Origin of the sequence: Mesorhizobium sp., from assembly GCF_005063415.1 — a bacterium.
Classification (GTDB): Bacteria; Pseudomonadota; Alphaproteobacteria; order Rhizobiales; family Rhizobiaceae; genus Mesorhizobium.
Genome location: NZ_SUEG01000051.1, coordinates 17,582 through 35,006 on the forward strand (window position 1 = coordinate 17,582; position 17,425 = coordinate 35,006).

Here is a 17,425-nt window from a genome sequence, read left to right on the forward strand (position 1 = left end):
GAGTTATATGCATGGATTACAATCTGATGCGGGCGTTTGCCGACAGCTGGGGCCTGGTTGCGATGGCGCTGTTCTTCGTGGGGTGCATCGCCTTTGCCCTACGCCCCGGCAGCCGAAGGCTGGCCGACGAAGCGGCCCGCATTCCGCTCGAGGACGAGTGATCATGAGCGACGAGCATATCGATGAAATCTCTGGCGTCTCGACCACCGGCCACGAATGGGATGGCATCCGGGAGCTGAACAACCCGCTTCCCAGATGGTGGGTTATCACCTTTTACGTCACCATTGTCTGGGCGATAGGCTACACCATCGCCTATCCAGCATGGCCTCTGTTGCACTCGGCGACGAAGGGTGTGCTCGGCTATTCCAGCCGCAACGAGGTCAGGAACGAGCTGACTGCGGCTGAGGCCGCCAAGGGCAAATATATCTCGGCGGTGGAGTCCAAGAGCGCCTCGGAGATCTCCGCGGACGACGGCCTGCGCGAATTCGCAATCGCCGCCGGTGGCGCAGCCTTCAAGGTCAATTGCGTACAATGTCACGGCTCCGGCGCCCAGGGTTCCAAGGGCTTTCCCAATCTTAACGACGACGACTGGCTATGGGGCGGCAAGGCCGAGCAGATCCAGCAGACGATTACGCACGGCATCCGCTTCGCATCCGATCCGGACACGCGCCTGTCGGACATGCCGGCCTTCGGCGACATCATTACCGCCGACCAGATCGCACAAGTCAGCGCCTACGTGGCCAGCCTTTCCGGCAAGGTCCGCGATGCAAGTCTGATCCAACCCGGCGCCAAGATCTTTGCCGAAAACTGCGTCGCCTGTCACGGCGACAATGCAAAAGGCAACAGGGAATTCGGCGCCCCCGACCTGACCGATGCGATCTGGCTCTATGGATCCGGTGAGACAGCCATCGCCGCACAGGTCCGTGCGCCAAAACAGGGCGTCATGCCGGCCTGGGTTGGCCGTCTCGGCGAGATCAAGGTCAAGGAACTTGCAGTTTATGTCCATTCGCTTGGCGGCGGAGAATAGGAATGGAAGTCCTATTCTTCGGTCCCCCCTGCCAAGCGGACGAGGCCCGGCGTGAGCCGGGCCTCGACACCATCCCTAATGCGATCTGCACAACCCGGCAAGGCTATCCTACCGCGAGGCTTTACGACAGGTGCCCCTGACATTGGCTGGGAAAGTGGAGTTGCACATGCGTGACAAGACGCAGTTGACAGGGCTCGAAACAGAAACTGTCAATTCCGCCAAAACCCGCAAGCCGCTTTATGCCGCGCGTCAAAAGATCTTTCCGAAGCGCGCCTCGGGCAACTTTCGTCGCTTCAAATGGCTGGTGATGACGATCACACTTGGCATCTATTACCTGGCTGCGTGGCTGCCTTGGGCTCGCGGTCCATTTGCCCCGGACCAGGCAGTCCTGCTCGATCTCGCGAATCGGCGCTTCTACTTCTTCTTCATCGAGATATGGCCCCAGGAATTCTTCTATGTGGCCGGCCTCCTGGTCATGGCGGGCGTCGGTCTTTTCCTGATCACCTCGACTGTCGGCCGTGCCTGGTGCGGCTATGCATGCCCTCAGACGGTGTGGGTCGATCTGTTCCTCGTCGTCGAACGTGCGATCGAGGGGGACCGTAACGCTCGCATGAAACTCGATGCAGGCCCCTGGACCGCCCGCAAGCTGATGCTGCGCTTATCGAAGCACACCATCTGGCTGGTCATCGGCGCGGCGACCGGCGGCGCCTGGATTTTCTACTTCGCCGATGCGCCGACGCTTGTCGGTGAGCTCCTCACTGGCACCGCCGCACCTGTCGCCTACATCACGATCGCCGTGTTGACGGCGACGACTTATACGTTCGGCGGTCTGATGCGCGAACAGGTCTGCACCTATATGTGCCCATGGCCGCGCATCCAGGCGGCCATGCTCGACGAAAGTTCCCTCACCGTCACTTATAATGACTGGCGCGGCGAACCGCGTTCGCGTCATGCGAAGAAGGTGCAAGCTGCAGGGCAGTCCGTCGGCGACTGCGTCGACTGCAATGCTTGTGTCGCGGTCTGCCCGATGGGGATCGACGTTCGCGATGGCCAGCAGCTCGAATGCATCACTTGCGCGCTCTGCATCGACGCCTGCGACGGGGTCATGGACAAGCTCGGCAAGGAGCGCGGGCTGATCGCCTATGCGACGCTGTCCGACTACAACGCCAACATGATGCTGGCGACCGCAGGCGGCTCCAGTTCAATCAATCCGTCGCTGGTCAGGACTGCTGGTGGCCTGTTCTCCGACAAGGTGGCGCATTTCCACGTCAGCAAGATCTTCCGGCCGCGCACCTATGTCTACATGGGTCTCTGGTCGCTGATCGGCCTGGGTCTGCTCTATTCGCTGCTGACGCGCGATCGGCTCGAAGTCAACGTGCTGCATGACCGCAATCCGCAATTCGTCACGCTGTCCGACGGCTCGATCCGCAACGGCTACACCGTCAAGCTGCTCAACATGATCCCCGAACCGCGGACCATTGTTGTCACTATGCAGGGCTTGCAAGGGGGCGAAATGAGCGTGGTCGGGGACGACATAAAGGCAGGCCGCTCCTTCGCCATCCCGGTTGAGCCCGATCGCCTGAAAACGTTGAAGGTCTTCGTTCGCCAGCCAGCGGACCAGATCCACGCCCCAGCACAGACCTTCAAGTTCCGCGTCGAGGACAGAGCCAGCTTCGAGGCGGACGAATACACCGCCACCTTCAACGCGCCGGAGCCCCCCAGATGACTGCCAATGTACAAAAGCCTCGTGAATTCACCGGCAGGCACATGCTGGTCATCATCCTGGCCTTTTTCGGCGTGGTCATCGCGGTCAATCTGACCATGGCAACGCTCGCCAGCACAAGCTGGACTGGCCTCGTCGTCGAAAACACCTATGTGGCGAGCCAGCAATTCAACAAGAAGGCCGAGGAGGGTCGCGCGCAGGCAGCACTTGGCTGGGCCGGCAAGCTGTCCATCGCATGGGGCGAAGTTCGCTATGGCCTCACCGACGTCGCCGGCAAGCCGGTTCCCCTGCATGGCGTCAAGGTGCTGTTTCGCCATCCCGCTTACGAGAAAGAGGACAAGTCGGTCACCCTCGCACCCGCTTCGGGCCAGGAATTCGCAGCCCAGCACATGCCGAAGGACGGCGTCTGGATTGTCGAAGTCGACGCCGACGCCGGTCTGGATAAACCGTATCGCGACGTCCGCAGGATCATGATTTCCCATGGAGCGCTGCAATGAGTTGTTGTGCACCGGGCGCCGAAATGGCGCTTGATCTGGGCAGCACCACGTCGGTCCTGCCGTCTAGTCAGGAGATCAGGCTGGCGAGCCGATCGCTTGGCGATGATCTCCGCCAAACCGATCTTTCGGTGCCGAGCGTTCATTGCGCAGCTTGTATCCAGACGATCGAGACGGCGTTGGGAACGCTCGATCGCGTCGAGAGCGCCCGCGTCAACCTGTCGACGAAACGGGTCTCGGTCCGCTGGCGTGGCGACGAGGTTCCACCGTTCGTCGCCGCGCTTGGACGGCTCGGCTACCAGGCGCATCTCTTCGCCCCCGAGATTGATGAAAAGGACAGGACGCTTTCGGAGTTGATCCGCGCCGTCGCGGTTGCCGGGTTCGCGGCGGGCAATATCATGCTGCTTTCGGTCTCTGTCTGGTCCGGTGCCGAAGGCGCTACCCGCGACCTGTTCCACTGGGTCTCTGCGCTTATCGCCATCCCTGCACTCGCCTTCGCCGGCGGCATCTTCTTCCGCTCGGCCTGGAATGCATTGCGCCACGGCCGCATGAACATGGACGTGCCGATCGCGGTCGGGGTGTCGCTTGCCTACGCCATGAGCCTCTATGAGACGATCAACCATGGCGACCATGCTTATTTCGATGCATCGGTGTCGCTGCTGTTCTTCCTGTTGATCGGCCGCACGTTGGATCACGTGATGCGCGAACGTGCCCGGATCGCCGTGAAAGGCCTGTCCCGGTTGGCCGCACGTGGCGCCATGGTGCTGCGCAGCGAGGGCGCACGCGACTATCTGCCGGTTGGCGAGATCGAACCAGGGATGCAGCTGCTGATTGCTGCCGGCGAAAGGATACCCGTCGACGGCAAAATCATTCAAGGGGCATCGGATCTGGACTGTTCGCTTGTCTCGGGCGAGAGCACGCCTCGAAGCGCTGCAGCAGGCGAAGCCGTGCAGGCTGGTGTCCTCAACCTAACCGGCCCGCTGACGATTGAGGCGACAGCCGCCGCGAAAGATTCGTTTCTGGCGGAAATGGTTCGGCTCATGGAAGCCGCAGAGGGCGGCCGCGCGCATTATCGCCGGATCGCCGATCGCGTTTCAGCGCTCTATGCCCCGGTGGTTCATCTCACAGCCTTCGCGACGTTCCTTGGCTGGATGGCGGTGACCGGCGACTGGCACAGGGCGATAACCATCGCCATTGCCGTTCTGATCATCACCTGCCCGTGCGCGCTCGGCCTCGCCGTACCGATCGTTCAGGTGGTCGCCGCGCGGCGTCTGTTCGAGAACGGCATCATGGTCAAGGACGGTTCGGCCATGGAGCGCCTGGCGACGATTGATAACGCAGTGTTCGACAAGACCGGAACGCTCACGCTCGGACAACCCCGGCTCCTCAATGCATCGTCGATCGATCCGGCCATGCTGGCAATCGCGGCAGACATGGCCGCGCACTCGCGTCACCCGTTTTCAAAGGCCATAACCGGCTTTGCCGCTCCTGGCGGGCAACACAAATTCGATGCCGTCACAGAGCATCCGGGGTTCGGGATCGAAGCCACTGTCGCCGGAAGCATCTGGCGGCTGGGTCGACGCGGATGGGCTGGATGGAAGGCCCGGACCGGTGGTGAAGGCAACCATGGCTATGGCGGAACGGTGCTGACAAAAGACGGGTTCATTGTCGCGACCTTCGATTTCGAGGATGCGCTGCGCGCCGACGCGGCGGCGGCGATCAAGCGATTGAACGATACTGGGGTGTCGATGCAAATGCTGTCGGGCGATACCGCAGGTGCCTGCGGCGAAGTTGCAAGAATGCTGGGTGTCGACGACTTCGTTCCGTGCCTGCTGCCGTCGGGCAAGGTCGAGCGCATCGAGACCCTGGCGAAAGACGGACACAAGGTTCTGATGGTTGGCGACGGCCTCAACGACACGCCGGCGCTGAGCGCGGCGCATGTCTCGATCGCTCCGGCCACCGCCGCCGACATTGGCCGCAATGCCGCCGACTTCGTATTCCTGCGCGAAAGCCTTCTGGCAGTGCCTCTCGCGCTGGACGTCTCGCGCAAGGCGGGACACCTGATCCGCCAGAACATCGCGATTGCGATCGTCTACAATGCCGTCGCCGTGCCGATCGCCATCCTGGGCCACGCCACGCCTTTGTTAGCGGCGATTGCCATGTCTGCCTCATCGGTGCTTGTTATTGGAAACGCATTGCGCTTGCACGGCTTCGGGGCGAATGCGACGCTGCAAGTTATTCAAAAAGTCGGACGCTCCGCAGTCAGCTATTCGGCATAATCCTCGTGACGACGTTGCTCTATCTCATACCAGTGGCCCTTTTTCTGGGTGCACTGGGTGTGTCCGGCTTCGTCTGGGCATTGCGAAGCGGTCAATACGAAGATCTCGACGGAGCCGCCGAGCGGATACTAATTGATCGGGACGACAAACCGGAACGCTGATTTCAATCCGCTGTGCATAAGATGCGCGGATCGCGCTCGTCAGTCGAGCCGGCTCGGTCGGGAACAAGCTGTCCATGCTCCATGCTCCATGACCATCTTGACCTAAGCTGCACACTACATTTGTGAAAAGCCTCTGTCGTGCGAAGGACTGCCTCCCATTGCACCCAGTATGAGACGGCTGATGCCACGAGAGTACCTCGCGTGGCCGGACGAGAGCTTGGCAATGTGCGCACGGGTTCCAAAGTGGAACGTCACGGTCGATCACCTGACCGTGAACCGCCAGTGCCGATTGGTCATGTCTGGCTGATCCAGATCAGGGTCATACTCATCGGTGTGGTCTATTGACCAGTCTTCGACGGAGAAATGCATGACTTACGGAAAGATTGGTCGTCATTATCAGCACCTTCACGGTTCTGGGTTTTCTGTCGTGTGGTCGGCCATGCCTTGTGCTTACGGCGCAGCCATTAGCTGACCGGCGTCGTGTGTATCTCGCTTGCTGGCTGACCATCCGCGTGGCTGCGCGGACAGGGGGCCGATCAACAGCTTTCGCCTTTGATGGGTTGTGTGCGTCGTTGCCGATCCATCCCGATTCCCGGCCCGCGCCTTGAGGCTATGCGACGGTACCGGAACCCAGCGCACGTCACGCGGTTCCGCGCGCGTGGTGTCCGCTCGTCACGACGATGAACGAACAAGCGGCTGGAGTACCATGAACACCGTACACATCATCGACTGCCACAATGCAAATGACTACTTCGCCGACAGGCAAGAGGGACCGATCGTGCAGCACTTGTTAAAGGCTGTCAACATCCGCGCGGAGCTCCACATGGCGTTGAACCGAACGAAATTTGGTGAGGCTGTAGTACGAGCGATGGAGGCGGAGTGCGACGTGCTTCACATCGCCGGGCACGGCAATGGTGACGGGATCGCTTCGTCCAGTGGGCGAAGTGGCCTTCTTTGGGCTGACTTCGTAGAAATGTTCCAGGGCTCGCATCCAGCGCCGAAGATCCTCGTGATGTCAACGTGCTGCGGAGCATCATCGGGGTTGGGACGTGCGTTTTCGAGATCGATCAACCGTCCGAAGTTGATCATTGGTTCGAGTGACGCGCGCTATTTCGACGACTATGTCGCCGCGTGGGCTTTGCTCTATCGGCGACTGAATTGCAAGGACATCGACATCGAAGCCATGCAGCAGGTTCTTGATGAGATATGCGCGGTCGTGGATAAAAGTTTCCGCTACCTTGGCTGGGATGACGAGAGAGAGCGCTACGTTCGATACCCTCACCCTCGCAAGAGAGCCCGCTTCGACGTCGTGGAGCGTGAGTAGTATGCGCAAGGGTTCCAGGTGGAATGTGGCGATCGATGCGGCGCGGCCGTCGCTGACCAGCGTCGCGAGTGTCTCGCTTGCTGGCGGCGATCTGCGCGGCTGCGCGGCGAAAGGGCGGGATCGGTTAGCCGCATCCACCTCTGAGCGCTTTGAGTGCTTCGTTGCCGATCGATGCGAATCTCCCGGCCCAGCGCCTTTAGGCAATGCGGCGGGCACGGAGCTCATGTCACTCGGCTCAGTTCCACCGTTACACGAGGATAGGCGACCGGATGGCGGCACGCTGATGGGCTCTGACGATAATTTTGACATCGTTGTCGTTGGAGCCGGCCCGGTCGGCCTTTCGTTCGCTGCGTCGCTTGCCCAAAGCGAACTCAAGGTGGCAGTTGTTGAACAGAACACATTCGATAGTCTGGCGAATCCGGCTTTCGATGGTCGCGAAATCGCGCTGACCAACGCTTCGATCAGAACCCTTCGCGAGCTCGGCGCCTGGGATGTCATCCCGGCTTCGGACAAATCAGCACTTCAAGGCGCGCGCGTGCTCAACGGCTCGAGCGCATTCGCTCTTCGTTTCGATCCTCCCAGCAACTCTGGAGAACCGCTGGGGGTTTTGGTTCCAAATTGCCGGATCCGCGAGGCGCTGTTCAAAATCGTCCGCTTGCAGGATCGCGCCCGGCTGTTGTGCGGCCACTCGGTCGTCGATGCAACAAACAGCCAAGAAGGAGCAGTCGTAACGCTCTCTAATGGCGCGCGTTTAACTGCTCGGCTGGTTGTTGCCGCGGATTCGCGTTTGTCCGCCACGCGTGATCTGCTAGGCATCGGCGCCGATATCAACCGGCTTGGCCACTCGATGCTGATTTGCCGAGTGAGGCACGAGCGCGCCCACCACCAGATCGCCATCGAATGGTTCGATCACCATCAGACGATAGCGATATTGCCCCTCGCGGAGGGCATGTCGTCGCTGCTGCTCACATTGCGCTCAAACGAGGCCTATAGACTGCTTGCCTTCGATGATGATTTGTTCCTGTCGGAGTTGACGAAACGGTGTCGAGGGCGCCTTGGAAAAATGACCTTGGCAAGCAAGCGCCACACCTATCCGCTGGTCACGACCTGGGCGCACAAATTCCGGGCGCCGAGCGCCGCACTCATCGGCGACGCTGCCATCGGCATGCACCCGGTGACCGCTCACGGATTCAACATCGGTCTCAGCAGCCAGAAGCAACTCGCCCGTGGAATCATGACTGCGTGCCGCGACGGCCGCAATGTTGGCGACCCCGACATGCTGCATATATACGAAAGGCGGCTGCGCCTGTCGGCGGCGCCGCTCTACCATGCAACGAACATATTGGTTGGACTCTACTCCAGAGACCACCTGGCGGCACGGCTTGCAAGGCATCTGGGGCTTCGCTTTGCCCAACATGTTCCCCTTGTCCGGCATGGGATTTCGGCGGAGCTCCAGCGGTGATACTGCAACAGCAGTCGCATTTTTGCGCGTGCTGGGCGAGCGATGGGAGAGAGTGCATGATGCACCGGAGTAATCCTGCTCCCCGACGCTGATCTCCGATTGAAGAATTAACCCGTCCTTCAGGGGGGCTGCATAGGCTGCGGACAAGCAGGAGTAAGCAAGCTGACCCGTCCAGCCTTGGAAAAAGAAGATCCGCTGGAGGCGAGAATCCTTCAGGACCAGCTCGCTGATCTGAGGGCAGGCCTTTTCGTCTCAATGCCGATAAGCATTGTGCTGTCCGGGCTGATTTTGACCGTGCAGGCCCTTTCTGGGAACGGTCTTGCTGGCGCGGCCTGGTTTTCGGTCGTTAATGCGATAAATGCCGCCCGCCTTGCACTCGCCCGTCATCAGCTGAAGGAACCCGGAGTCCAGGATGATCTGACACGGGTTTGGCTGCGGCTTCGCTGGTTTGGCAGGCTTGCTCTTCTGGCGGGATTCACCTGGTCATTCCTTGCCGTCCTAACGGCTGGATACACGACGTCTCAAGCATCGCTGCATCTAATAATTCTGGCGGGCATTTCAGCTGGCGCGGTCACGTACGGCAGCTCATATGCTGCGGCAGCGATATGCTTCATCACACCGCCACTCCTCATTGCCGCCGCATGTTTGCTGACGAAGGGAGCCCCGGAAAACTACATTCTGGCTTTTGCCGTCCTGCTTTTCGAGGGCGGCCTGGTTCGATCCTCGTTCGTTGGACAAGCGCGCTTCCGTGACGCGAGCCGCCTGAGACATCAAGCCGAGCGGCTTGCCGCGGAAATGGAGCGCAATTCCAGGGAGGACCATCTTACCGCGCTCCTCAACAGGCGGGGCCTCGAACATGCAATCGATCAGTTTGAGAACACCGATGGACCCTTTGTGGCCATGCTGATTGATCTGGACGGGTTCAAATCTGTCAACGATACCTACGGTCACAGAACGGGTGACGAGCTGCTTGCCAGGATCGCCCGCCGAATAGAGGAAGAAGCACCGGAGGGCTCAACGCTCGCCCGCATCGGTGGGGATGAATTCGTGCTGGTTTTTTCTTCGCGAAAGAATTCTCCTTCTCCCACCAATCTCGCGTCCAATCTCATAGCCAAGCTTGCTCGCCCCTATCCTGGGATCGCATCAGTCCGCATTGGAGCGTCTATAGGAATCTACTTGGCTGAAAACCCCGGACTAACGGAAATGTTGTTGCGGGCCGACATCGCCCTTTACACAGCTAAGCGCCGCGGCAGGAATGAATTTTGTCTGTTCGATGCCGAGCTAGCCCGGGAACTGCAACGCCGCCAGTCAATCGAACTCGATCTTCATTCGGCGATAACGATGAGAAGCTTGGTCGCTTGGTTTCAGCCAATCGTAAGACTCGAAACTGAAGCCGTCGTCAGTTTTGAAGCCTTGCTAAGATGGTCTCACCCGCTTCACGGTCCCATTTCTCCGCCCGAGATCATGACAGCGGCACGCGAAACTGGAATGCTTCAGCTGCTAACTCATACGGTATTCGCCGACTGTTGCGCTCTTATCGAGGGCTTGGTCAAAGCTGACCGTCGTGATGTTCGTGTGGCGATGAATGTTTCACCGCGCGAGTTGGAAGCTGGCGATATTGACGAGATGATTCTTAATGGTCTGGCGGCAAAAGACCTCCCTGCAACGATGTTTGACATCGAGATTACCGAAGAAGCCCCAGTGGATCCGGACAGAGTGGATGAAAAGCTCGGCCGGCTTTCATATGCTGGCATTTCTATCGCGCTCGATGACTTCGGCACCGGTTTTTCGACGTTGGCGTCGCTCAAGGACAGTCGGATCAGGAAGGTGAAAATAGATCAGGGCTTCATTCGCGGCTTAGCCAAGTCCCGGGAGAATCGGCTGCTTGTCAAAGCGGTGATTGACCTTGGTAGGACGCTCGGGATCGAGGTCATGGCCGAGGGCGTTGAAACAGGGGCAGATCGGCAAACTCTGTACAAGCTTGGCTGCAGAACCGCGCAGGGCTTCCTGTTCTCTAAGGCGGTGCCTCTCCATCTGGCACTTGATTCGGTAGTAAAAGAGCACGCGAAGGAGTTGTGACCGGCCTCTCCGTCCGTGCTGCTCGCGGGACTTTCATGTGGGGTGGACCTGACGCGCGAAAGCCGTGTCGGACGGTAGGGTTATTACGGGGGTGAAACTGAGCACGTGGTTTGGATAGCAGCAATCCGGTCCGCCGGCGGACATGCGGCGGCTTCATACAAGCGTTCAAGTTGCGAGATGAGCTTGAGTGAACGACGTCGGAGAATTGCGTCCCTTGGACGCTGGTTTCGCGGTTCCCGTAGGATTCGAATACGGGGAAGCGTTCTTGGCTGCTTCTCGGCTCAGCGCTCATCCGGATGAACAACGTACCCGCGGTCAAGGTCTTCGCGACCTCAACCCAGTCACCATCCCGCAACAGCAGCGGTGGTCCTGATCAAGCGCAGCCTCAGCACAGGTGCTGGAGCAACGGTAGAGCGCGGAAAACGTGTATCGGAATGCGCTGGCTCGCCATAGGAAGCTGCCACGGCATGTCGAATGTCCCCAGGGGTCGGACCGTTCCCTTGCATTTGTCTCGATGACGGGCTCTCAAAGCTAAAGCCAAGAGAGCTTTATAAAAATCGCACCCGATCGGCTGCGCAACGACGACCAGCTGAGGCCCGATCGGGTGCTAAGGTCGTGCCAAAAAAGGCGCGTCACTGTCGCATTTCTAGCCGGCTTGCGATCGGACGTCATCTCTTGGCGATCGTTGCCCCTTCTCTCAAATGCGCTTAGCGGCGCCGATGGCGAATAGCGCAAGCTTTTCCACCCGTTTCTACTCCACTACCGAGACTCGTCACCAACCTCCTTTTATTCGCTTCCATATGGCCCATCCTGTCTCCGATCGAGGAGGAGCGCGAACATGGGCCAAGCCGTAGAACGTCTCAGTCTCGGGAATTCTTCTGCTCGCCAAACTGCCGTTGTCGCCGGCGCCATATTTGGCAGGGTGACAGTGCACGACAAGATATCAGGCGTTCTTGTGTGGGCTGAACTATGCTGGCAAGCCATAACCCAAAAATCGCCGATCCCTTTGAATTAGAGCCGGATGAATGGGTGTTTCAAAATTTTTGTCGGTTTTAGGCAGAACCCTCCGATGGCCCGCGTACCGGTCAAGCTTCGTGAGCACTTTAGGTTCGTCGATCAGGCATAGGTTTCTATCCCATGCCACATGCTGGCCGTTTGCCTAGTTCGGAAGCCCTCGAGAGGCGTTGCTCGTCTTGGTATGGCGTCGCCCCTTTTTCCGATCCATCGGCCACGGAGCTAGAATGCTGTCTAGCTGTTGCCGCCTACTTGGTCATCCGGCATGGAGATGCCTATATACCGACCTTCGAAAGGCTGGAATACGAGGTCGAACAAATGCGGCGGAAGCTCGGAAATCGCGAGCGAGCGCAGCGCGTGCTGGCCACGCTCAACCTAAATGGCTCGGACAGCTGGAGCCGTGAGGTTGGTTCTCAAGGCCTGGATGGCGCCGCGATCACATTCACCCGGGCGGGGTAAAAGCGATTTTTTGGAGCCACTCGCGCTTTTGCGCTAACGAAGGTCCCGCGCCGTATTTGGGCCGGATCCATTTGTGGCCCATCAGAGAAGCAATTACCTTCTCCGGCGCCTCAACTGCCGTCAGCCGGTCCTCGAAAGTGTGTCGCAGGCTATAAAGACTATGCTCGGAAGTCGGCAGAAGTTCCTTGCTGGCGAGCACCTTGTTGACGAGCGCTGAAAGTGACGCGGCCTTGTCGCGATAACGAGGAAAGCCGTCCGGATGGAGCTTGATGGCTGCAAGTGCGCCGCCAACCAAGGGAATGTCACGGGCTGAATGACCGGTCTTCAAGCGACGGCCATTGGGGCGCACCCGCACATGCGGGATTTCTTGATCGAGGTGGATTGTTTCGGTGGTGAGGTTTGCCGCTTCAGAAAGCCTGAGTCCGGTATCGGCAATCACATAGATTAGATGGCGGGCTTCGTCATTGAGTCCGTCGAGCGCGCCTTCAGCGAGTATCTTCTCCTGAATGAACTCCGCTGTGAACGCAGCGCGTTGCCCGGGGACGGCGCCGGAAAGACGCAGGTTTCGAAAAACCGGCTCCAGCTTGAGCTGGTGAGTCAGATCGACGACGCGCAGCATTTTCGAAACATGGCCGATGTCCTTGTTGGCCGTACCGATATCAAGTCCATCCTCAACGATCCGCTTTTGCCACCACTCGCGGAACGCGATTGCGTCGTCCCGAGTGAGGCTTGCGATCTCCTTGTCGCCAATGACTCCAACCAGATTGGCAACTGCGCGCTTTTTGGGGTTACGCCATTTCTTGATTTGGTTGGGCGACATAGTCAGCAAGTTCTGTTGCTCGATCGTCTCGAATTCCTTGATAAGACCGCTCAGGCGGACCGCTGGCCGCTTCTCCCCACCCATGACGGCCGAGACTTCCTGCGCGTCCTCGATCGATTTTTTGTCGAGGAGCAGCTTGATACGGGCCATGAGTTCGTCGAGCGGCCCCGCTGCTAGTTCCTCGTTAGTGCGATAGGCCAATCCAAATGACCGCGCGCGCTTCCTCGCGGCTTCGAAACGCAGCCCCGCCTCGGCGGATTGGCCTTCCCGCAGTCTACGCCAATACGCCTCCAGCCCCGCGCCGAGGCTTTGCACTGCATCTCGCGCCCGTACACCGCGGGGATCGTCAGCCACGGCGACGCCCGTGGAAATTCGTACTAGGCAGCGGCGATCAAACGCCGCGAATTCCTTCGGCACCCTGCGGACGAGATACCAGATGCCTTCACGTTTATGCGGCTTTGGCGCTGCGGAACGTCGCATTATCTTTCTCTAATGTTACACAGTTTGTTACACAGTCTAAGATATGTTTCGCTTCGTGCTGGTCAAGCGCAACAAGGAAGCTTTTGAAAGGAAAGGATTTTTATGAAAGCTGGATGGCGGAGAGGGAGGGATTCGAACCCCCGATGGGCTTGCACCCATGCCGCATTTCGAGTGCGGTGCATTCGACCACTCTGCCACCTCTCCGCGGTCATGGTCCGCCGTTGCCGGCGCGGCGCACTAGATAACGGCTGGACAAACAGGTTACAAGGGCCAATCTGCCCCGGCGCCGCAGGTTCCCGTTCGTGCTTTCTTCAAGGCTCCGGTAGCCGCTGTTCGATATTTGCCGGACTGGGCTCAACCCATTCGCCGCTTGCCCGCGGCGCTTGCCTTGACTCAAGCCGAACCTTCGGTTAGGGACAGCGCGCAATCGGCGTGGAGGGATCTTCCGCGCCGCTTGTTTTTTGAACCCGCAGACTGACAAAAAGACGGCCGAACCGCGTGAAGCGGTTCATCAAGGCCGACCGAACAGCGAAAGGCAAAAAATGTTCGCAGTCATCAAAACGGGCGGCAAGCAGTATCGCGTTGCCGCCAACGATCTCCTGAAGATCGAAAAACTCGAAGCCAATGTCGGCGATATCGTCGAAATCGGCAATGTGCTCGCGCATGGCGAGGGCGAGAACGTCACGTTCGGCGCGCCGTTCGTCGATGGTGCGATGGTCACCGCCGAAGTCGTCGAGCAGGGCAAGAACCGCACCGTCATCGCCTTCAAGAAGCGCCGCCGGCAGAATTCGCGCCGCAAGATCGGCCATCGCCAGCTTTTGACCACCGTCAGGATTGCCGAAATCCTGCTGGGTGGCGCCAAGCCTGCGAAGAAGGCCGCCGCCAAGACCGAAGCGAAGGCCGAAGTTGCAGCCAAGACCGAGGCGAAGGCTGAAGCCGCGCCGAGGGCCGCAGCGAAGGCAGAGGCTGCGCCGAAGAAGGAAGCCAAGGCTGAGACGACCGAGGACAAGACTGCCGAAGCCGCTGCACCGTTGTTCAAGGCGCCGAAGGGCGAGCCGGACGATCTGACGGTGATCAAGGGCATCGGCCCGGTTGCCGCCGGCCAGCTCAACGAACAGGGCATCACCACCTTCGCCCAGATCGCAAAGCTGTCCGACAAGGATGTCGCCAAGATCGACGAGCACATGCCGTTCAGCGCCGACCAGATCAAGGACTGGCGCGAGCAGGCCAAGGAATTGGCGAAGAAGTAGAACGAACCGGCGCAATCGTCGCCGGATCGGACTTGAAACGGAACGCGAACGCGTTCATAAGATCGTTTAGGCGCCTCGCGGCGCATCGGAGTAGTTAGATGGCACACAAAAAAGCTGGCGGATCGTCGCGCAATGGTCGCGACTCCCATTCCAAGCGGCTCGGCGTGAAGAAGTTCGGCGGCGAAGCCGTGATTCCGGGCAACATCATCATTCGTCAGCGTGGCACGACGTGGCATCCCGGCACCAATGTCGGCATTGGCACTGACCACACGCTGTTTGCGCTGGAAGCTGGCGCAGTCACCTTCAACAAAAAAGCCAATGGCCGAACCTACGTATCGGTGACCCCGATGACGAAGGCAGCGGAGTAGCCGGTTCCGCACGAGAACACCGGCACCCATCTCGGGACCGGTGTCTGGCCAAGCCAGGAAAAGGATCAGGGGAGATGGGTTTCCATCTCCCTTTTTTCTTGCCTGGAGGACTTTGACATGGTTGCCGAAGCGGAAGACTCAGACGACGAAAGTTACACGATAGATTGCCCGGTGCTCGCGACCGAGCGGCTGGTCATGCGTGCCCCGCGTGAAAGCGACGTCGAGCAATTGGTGGCGCTCGCCGACAACCGCCATGTCGCGGAAATGCTGGCCCGCATGCCGCATCCCTATGGCGAGGCCGAGGCACGCGCTTTCCTGGCTATGACAGCATCGCGCCGTGCCGGAATTGCCTATGCGTTGACGCTGGCCGGCACCGAGACCTTCGTCGGCTGTGCCGGGCTCAACACCACGGATCGCGGGTTGGAGCTCGGCTACTGGATCGGCGAGCCGTACTGGAAACGCGGATACGCGACGGAAGCGGCGCACGCACTGGTCGACCTTGCGTTCCAGAGAACCACGATCCAGGTGCTGCACGCCTCGACGCGGGTGATCAATCCGGCCTCGCGCCGGGTCATCCACAAATGCGGCTTCCAGTATGCCGGCCAGGGCATGCTGAATTCGATCGTTGCCGGTCAGGTGCCGGTCGAGCGCTATCGCCTCGATCGCAAGACCTGGACCAGCCTGCGGAACTGGGTGCATTTTTGATGGATGCGGCTCACGCTATCTCGACCCAGACCGGCAAGTGATCCGAACCGGCCGCTTGCCGGTCGACCCACAGGCGCCTCAGCGATTTGGCAAGCGAAGCGCTGGTGAAGATGTAGTCGATGCGCTTGTGGCGGCTGGCATCGCCCGGCCGCTTGGGGTCGACCCAGGTGACGAGATCGGCGCCGGCAGCGTCGAGGCGCGCGGCGGCATCGACGGCGAGGTCGGCGGTCACTGGCATGCCGAATTCATGGTCAGGCTGGCCGGCGAGTTCGACATGTTCCGGCGATCCGGCCAGCATGTTGAAGTCGCCCATGACGACGAAGGCATCGGGACAAGGCAGGTCCGGCAAGCCGATCTCGGCGACGCCGGAGAGCCCGCCGCCCTCGAGCGGGTAGTTCACCAGGCGTTCGCGCAGAAAGCGGATCTGGCTCAGGCGTTCAACCGGGCTGCGGTGGTCGAGATGGGTGGAATAGAAGCGGATCGAACCAAGCGGCGTTTCGATCAGCGCCTCTAGCGCGCCGCGCTGGAAGTTCATCGCCTCGAAACTGCGGCTGCGCGGCAAAAGGAGATTGCGCGACAGATGGATCGGCGTCCTCGACAGCACCATGTTGCCGAGCTGGAAGGTGGTCGTGATGGCACGGCCGTTCTCGAGGCGCGAGCCGGCGTCGGCCTCGAAATTGCTGCCGTAGACGGCAAAATAGTCGGGCAGCGCCTCGCCGAGCTCGGCCACCATGTCGCGGCCGCCATTCTTCGGGTTGGCGCGGGTGACCTCCTGCAGCGCGATCACGTCGGCGCCGCGCACGGCATCGGCGATACGGCCGACATCATAGCGGCCGTCGAGACCGACGCCGTAGTGGATATTGTAAGTTACCAGCTTCATTCCGACATCTCGCGCTTGGAAGCCGAGGATCGATTTTCGGCAAGGGGTCAACCAAATGGTACGCGTTCAGAGATACGCGCGACGTTACAGTAGCAAAAACGGCCCTCGCCCTTCGACCCGCCTTGGGTTAGAGCAATCCCGCAAAGCCAATAGCAGAAACCATACAATCCGATGAAATTTCTCGATCAAGCCAAGGTCTACATCCGCTCCGGCGACGGCGGCGCCGGTTCGGTGTCGTTCCGGCGCGAAAAGTTCATCGAGTTCGGCGGCCCCGACGGCGGCGATGGCGGCCGCGGTGGCGATGTCTGGGTCGAGGCGGTCGATGGGCTGAACACGCTGATCGACTATCGCTACCAGCAGCATTTCAAGGCCAAGACCGGGACGCACGGCATGGGCCGCAATATGACCGGCGCCAAGGGTGCCGACGTGACGCTGAAAGTGCCGGCCGGAACACAGGTCTTTGCCGAGGACAATGAGACGCTGATCTGCGATCTGACGGTCGTCGGCCAGCGCTTCCTGTTGGCCAAGGGCGGCAATGGCGGCTTCGGCAACCAGCATTTCAAGACTTCGACCAACCAGGCGCCGCGCCGCGCCAATCCCGGACTGCCGGGCGAAGAGCTCAACATCTGGCTCAGGCTGAAGCTGATCGCCGATGCCGGCCTTGTCGGGCTGCCCAACGCCGGCAAGTCGACCTTCCTGGCGGCGGTCACCGCGGCCAAGCCAAAGATCGCCGATTATCCCTTCACCACGCTGCATCCGGGCCTTGGCGTTGCCCGCATCGACGGGCGCGAATTCGTCATCGCCGACATTCCCGGCCTGATCGAAGGCGCGCATGAAGGTGTCGGCATCGGCGACCGCTTCCTTGGCCATGTCGAACGCACGCGTGTCCTTCTGCATCTT

Annotated in this window: 15 protein-coding genes and 1 tRNA gene; 13 read left to right on the plus strand and 3 right to left on the minus strand. The window is 60.1% G+C overall.

The window, feature by feature from the left end:
- Window positions 1–11: 11 nt before the first annotated feature.
- The 9 genes from E5W70_RS15600 to E5W70_RS15640 all read left to right on the plus strand — a co-directional run bounded on the left by E5W70_RS15600 (window position 12) and on the right by E5W70_RS15640 (window position 10,549).
- Window positions 12–161, plus strand: a complete 150-nt coding sequence (locus E5W70_RS15600; protein WP_292659542.1) for a cbb3-type cytochrome c oxidase subunit 3 — start codon at window positions 12–14, stop codon at window positions 159–161.
- 2 nt (window positions 162–163) lie between these two features.
- Window positions 164–1,027 (plus strand): cytochrome-c oxidase, cbb3-type subunit III, encoded by an 864-nt coding sequence (gene ccoP / locus E5W70_RS15605; protein WP_292659544.1) that lies wholly within the window; start codon window positions 164–166, stop codon window positions 1,025–1,027.
- A gap of 166 nt (window positions 1,028–1,193) precedes the next feature.
- Entirely contained in the window at window positions 1,194–2,753 is a 1,560-nt protein-coding gene (gene ccoG / locus E5W70_RS15610; RefSeq protein ID WP_292659546.1) for a cytochrome c oxidase accessory protein CcoG, read from the plus strand.
- Complete coding sequence (locus E5W70_RS15615) at window positions 2,750–3,247, plus strand: FixH family protein (RefSeq protein ID WP_292659548.1); 498 nt, start codon at window positions 2,750–2,752, stop codon at window positions 3,245–3,247. The genes ccoG and E5W70_RS15615 overlap by 4 nt, the downstream gene beginning before the upstream one ends.
- Window positions 3,244–5,523 (plus strand): heavy metal translocating P-type ATPase, encoded by a 2,280-nt coding sequence (locus E5W70_RS15620; protein WP_292659550.1) that lies wholly within the window; start codon window positions 3,244–3,246, stop codon window positions 5,521–5,523. The genes E5W70_RS15615 and E5W70_RS15620 overlap by 4 nt, the downstream gene beginning before the upstream one ends.
- A gap of 5 nt (window positions 5,524–5,528) precedes the next feature.
- A complete protein-coding gene (ccoS, locus tag E5W70_RS15625) occupies window positions 5,529–5,684 on the plus strand; it encodes a cbb3-type cytochrome oxidase assembly protein CcoS (RefSeq protein WP_081714250.1) in 156 nt (51 codons plus the stop codon).
- Window positions 5,685–6,390: 706 nt separating this feature from the next.
- A complete protein-coding gene (locus tag E5W70_RS15630) occupies window positions 6,391–7,008 on the plus strand; it encodes a hypothetical protein (RefSeq protein WP_292633518.1) in 618 nt (205 codons plus the stop codon).
- A gap of 280 nt (window positions 7,009–7,288) precedes the next feature.
- On the plus strand, window positions 7,289–8,470 hold the full coding sequence (gene ubiM, locus E5W70_RS15635; RefSeq protein WP_024502870.1) for a 5-demethoxyubiquinol-8 5-hydroxylase UbiM: 1,182 nt from the start codon (window positions 7,289–7,291) through the stop codon (window positions 8,468–8,470).
- A gap of 177 nt (window positions 8,471–8,647) precedes the next feature.
- Window positions 8,648–10,549, plus strand: a complete 1,902-nt coding sequence (locus E5W70_RS15640; protein ID WP_292659551.1) for an EAL domain-containing protein — start codon at window positions 8,648–8,650, stop codon at window positions 10,547–10,549.
- Window positions 10,550–12,005: 1,456 nt separating this feature from the next.
- On the opposite strand, the gene E5W70_RS15645 is transcribed toward E5W70_RS15640, so the two are convergent.
- Window positions 12,006–13,322, minus strand: a complete 1,317-nt coding sequence (locus E5W70_RS15645; protein ID WP_292659552.1) for an integrase — start codon at window positions 13,320–13,322, stop codon at window positions 12,006–12,008.
- 114 nt (window positions 13,323–13,436) lie between these two features.
- Window positions 13,437–13,526: transfer RNA gene (locus E5W70_RS15650), tRNA-Ser, on the minus strand.
- A gap of 338 nt (window positions 13,527–13,864) precedes the next feature.
- Between E5W70_RS15650 and E5W70_RS15655 the strand changes: the two genes are divergently transcribed.
- The 3 genes from E5W70_RS15655 (at window position 13,865) to E5W70_RS15665 (ending at window position 15,645) form a co-directional block, all read left to right on the plus strand.
- Window positions 13,865–14,572: a 50S ribosomal protein L21 gene (locus E5W70_RS15655; protein ID WP_292659553.1), complete on the plus strand. Its 708-nt coding sequence runs from the start codon at window positions 13,865–13,867 to the stop codon at window positions 14,570–14,572.
- A gap of 98 nt (window positions 14,573–14,670) precedes the next feature.
- Window positions 14,671–14,940 (plus strand): 50S ribosomal protein L27, encoded by a 270-nt coding sequence (gene rpmA / locus E5W70_RS15660; RefSeq protein WP_292659554.1) that lies wholly within the window; start codon window positions 14,671–14,673, stop codon window positions 14,938–14,940.
- 117 nt (window positions 14,941–15,057) lie between these two features.
- On the plus strand, window positions 15,058–15,645 hold the full coding sequence (locus E5W70_RS15665) for a GNAT family protein (RefSeq protein ID WP_292659555.1): 588 nt from the start codon (window positions 15,058–15,060) through the stop codon (window positions 15,643–15,645).
- A 10-nt stretch (window positions 15,646–15,655) separates the two neighbouring features.
- Here E5W70_RS15665 and E5W70_RS15670 read toward each other — a convergent pair whose 3' ends face one another.
- Window positions 15,656–16,525 carry an endonuclease/exonuclease/phosphatase family protein gene (locus E5W70_RS15670; RefSeq protein ID WP_292659557.1) on the minus strand — a complete coding sequence of 290 codons (870 nt, stop codon included), beginning with the start codon at window positions 16,523–16,525 and terminating at the stop codon, window positions 15,656–15,658.
- Between the two features lie 171 nt (window positions 16,526–16,696).
- On the opposite strand from E5W70_RS15670, the gene obgE reads away from it, so the two are divergent.
- Window positions 16,697–17,425: GTPase ObgE (obgE, locus tag E5W70_RS15675; RefSeq protein WP_292659559.1), on the plus strand; the 729-nt coding region annotated here is incomplete at its 3' end.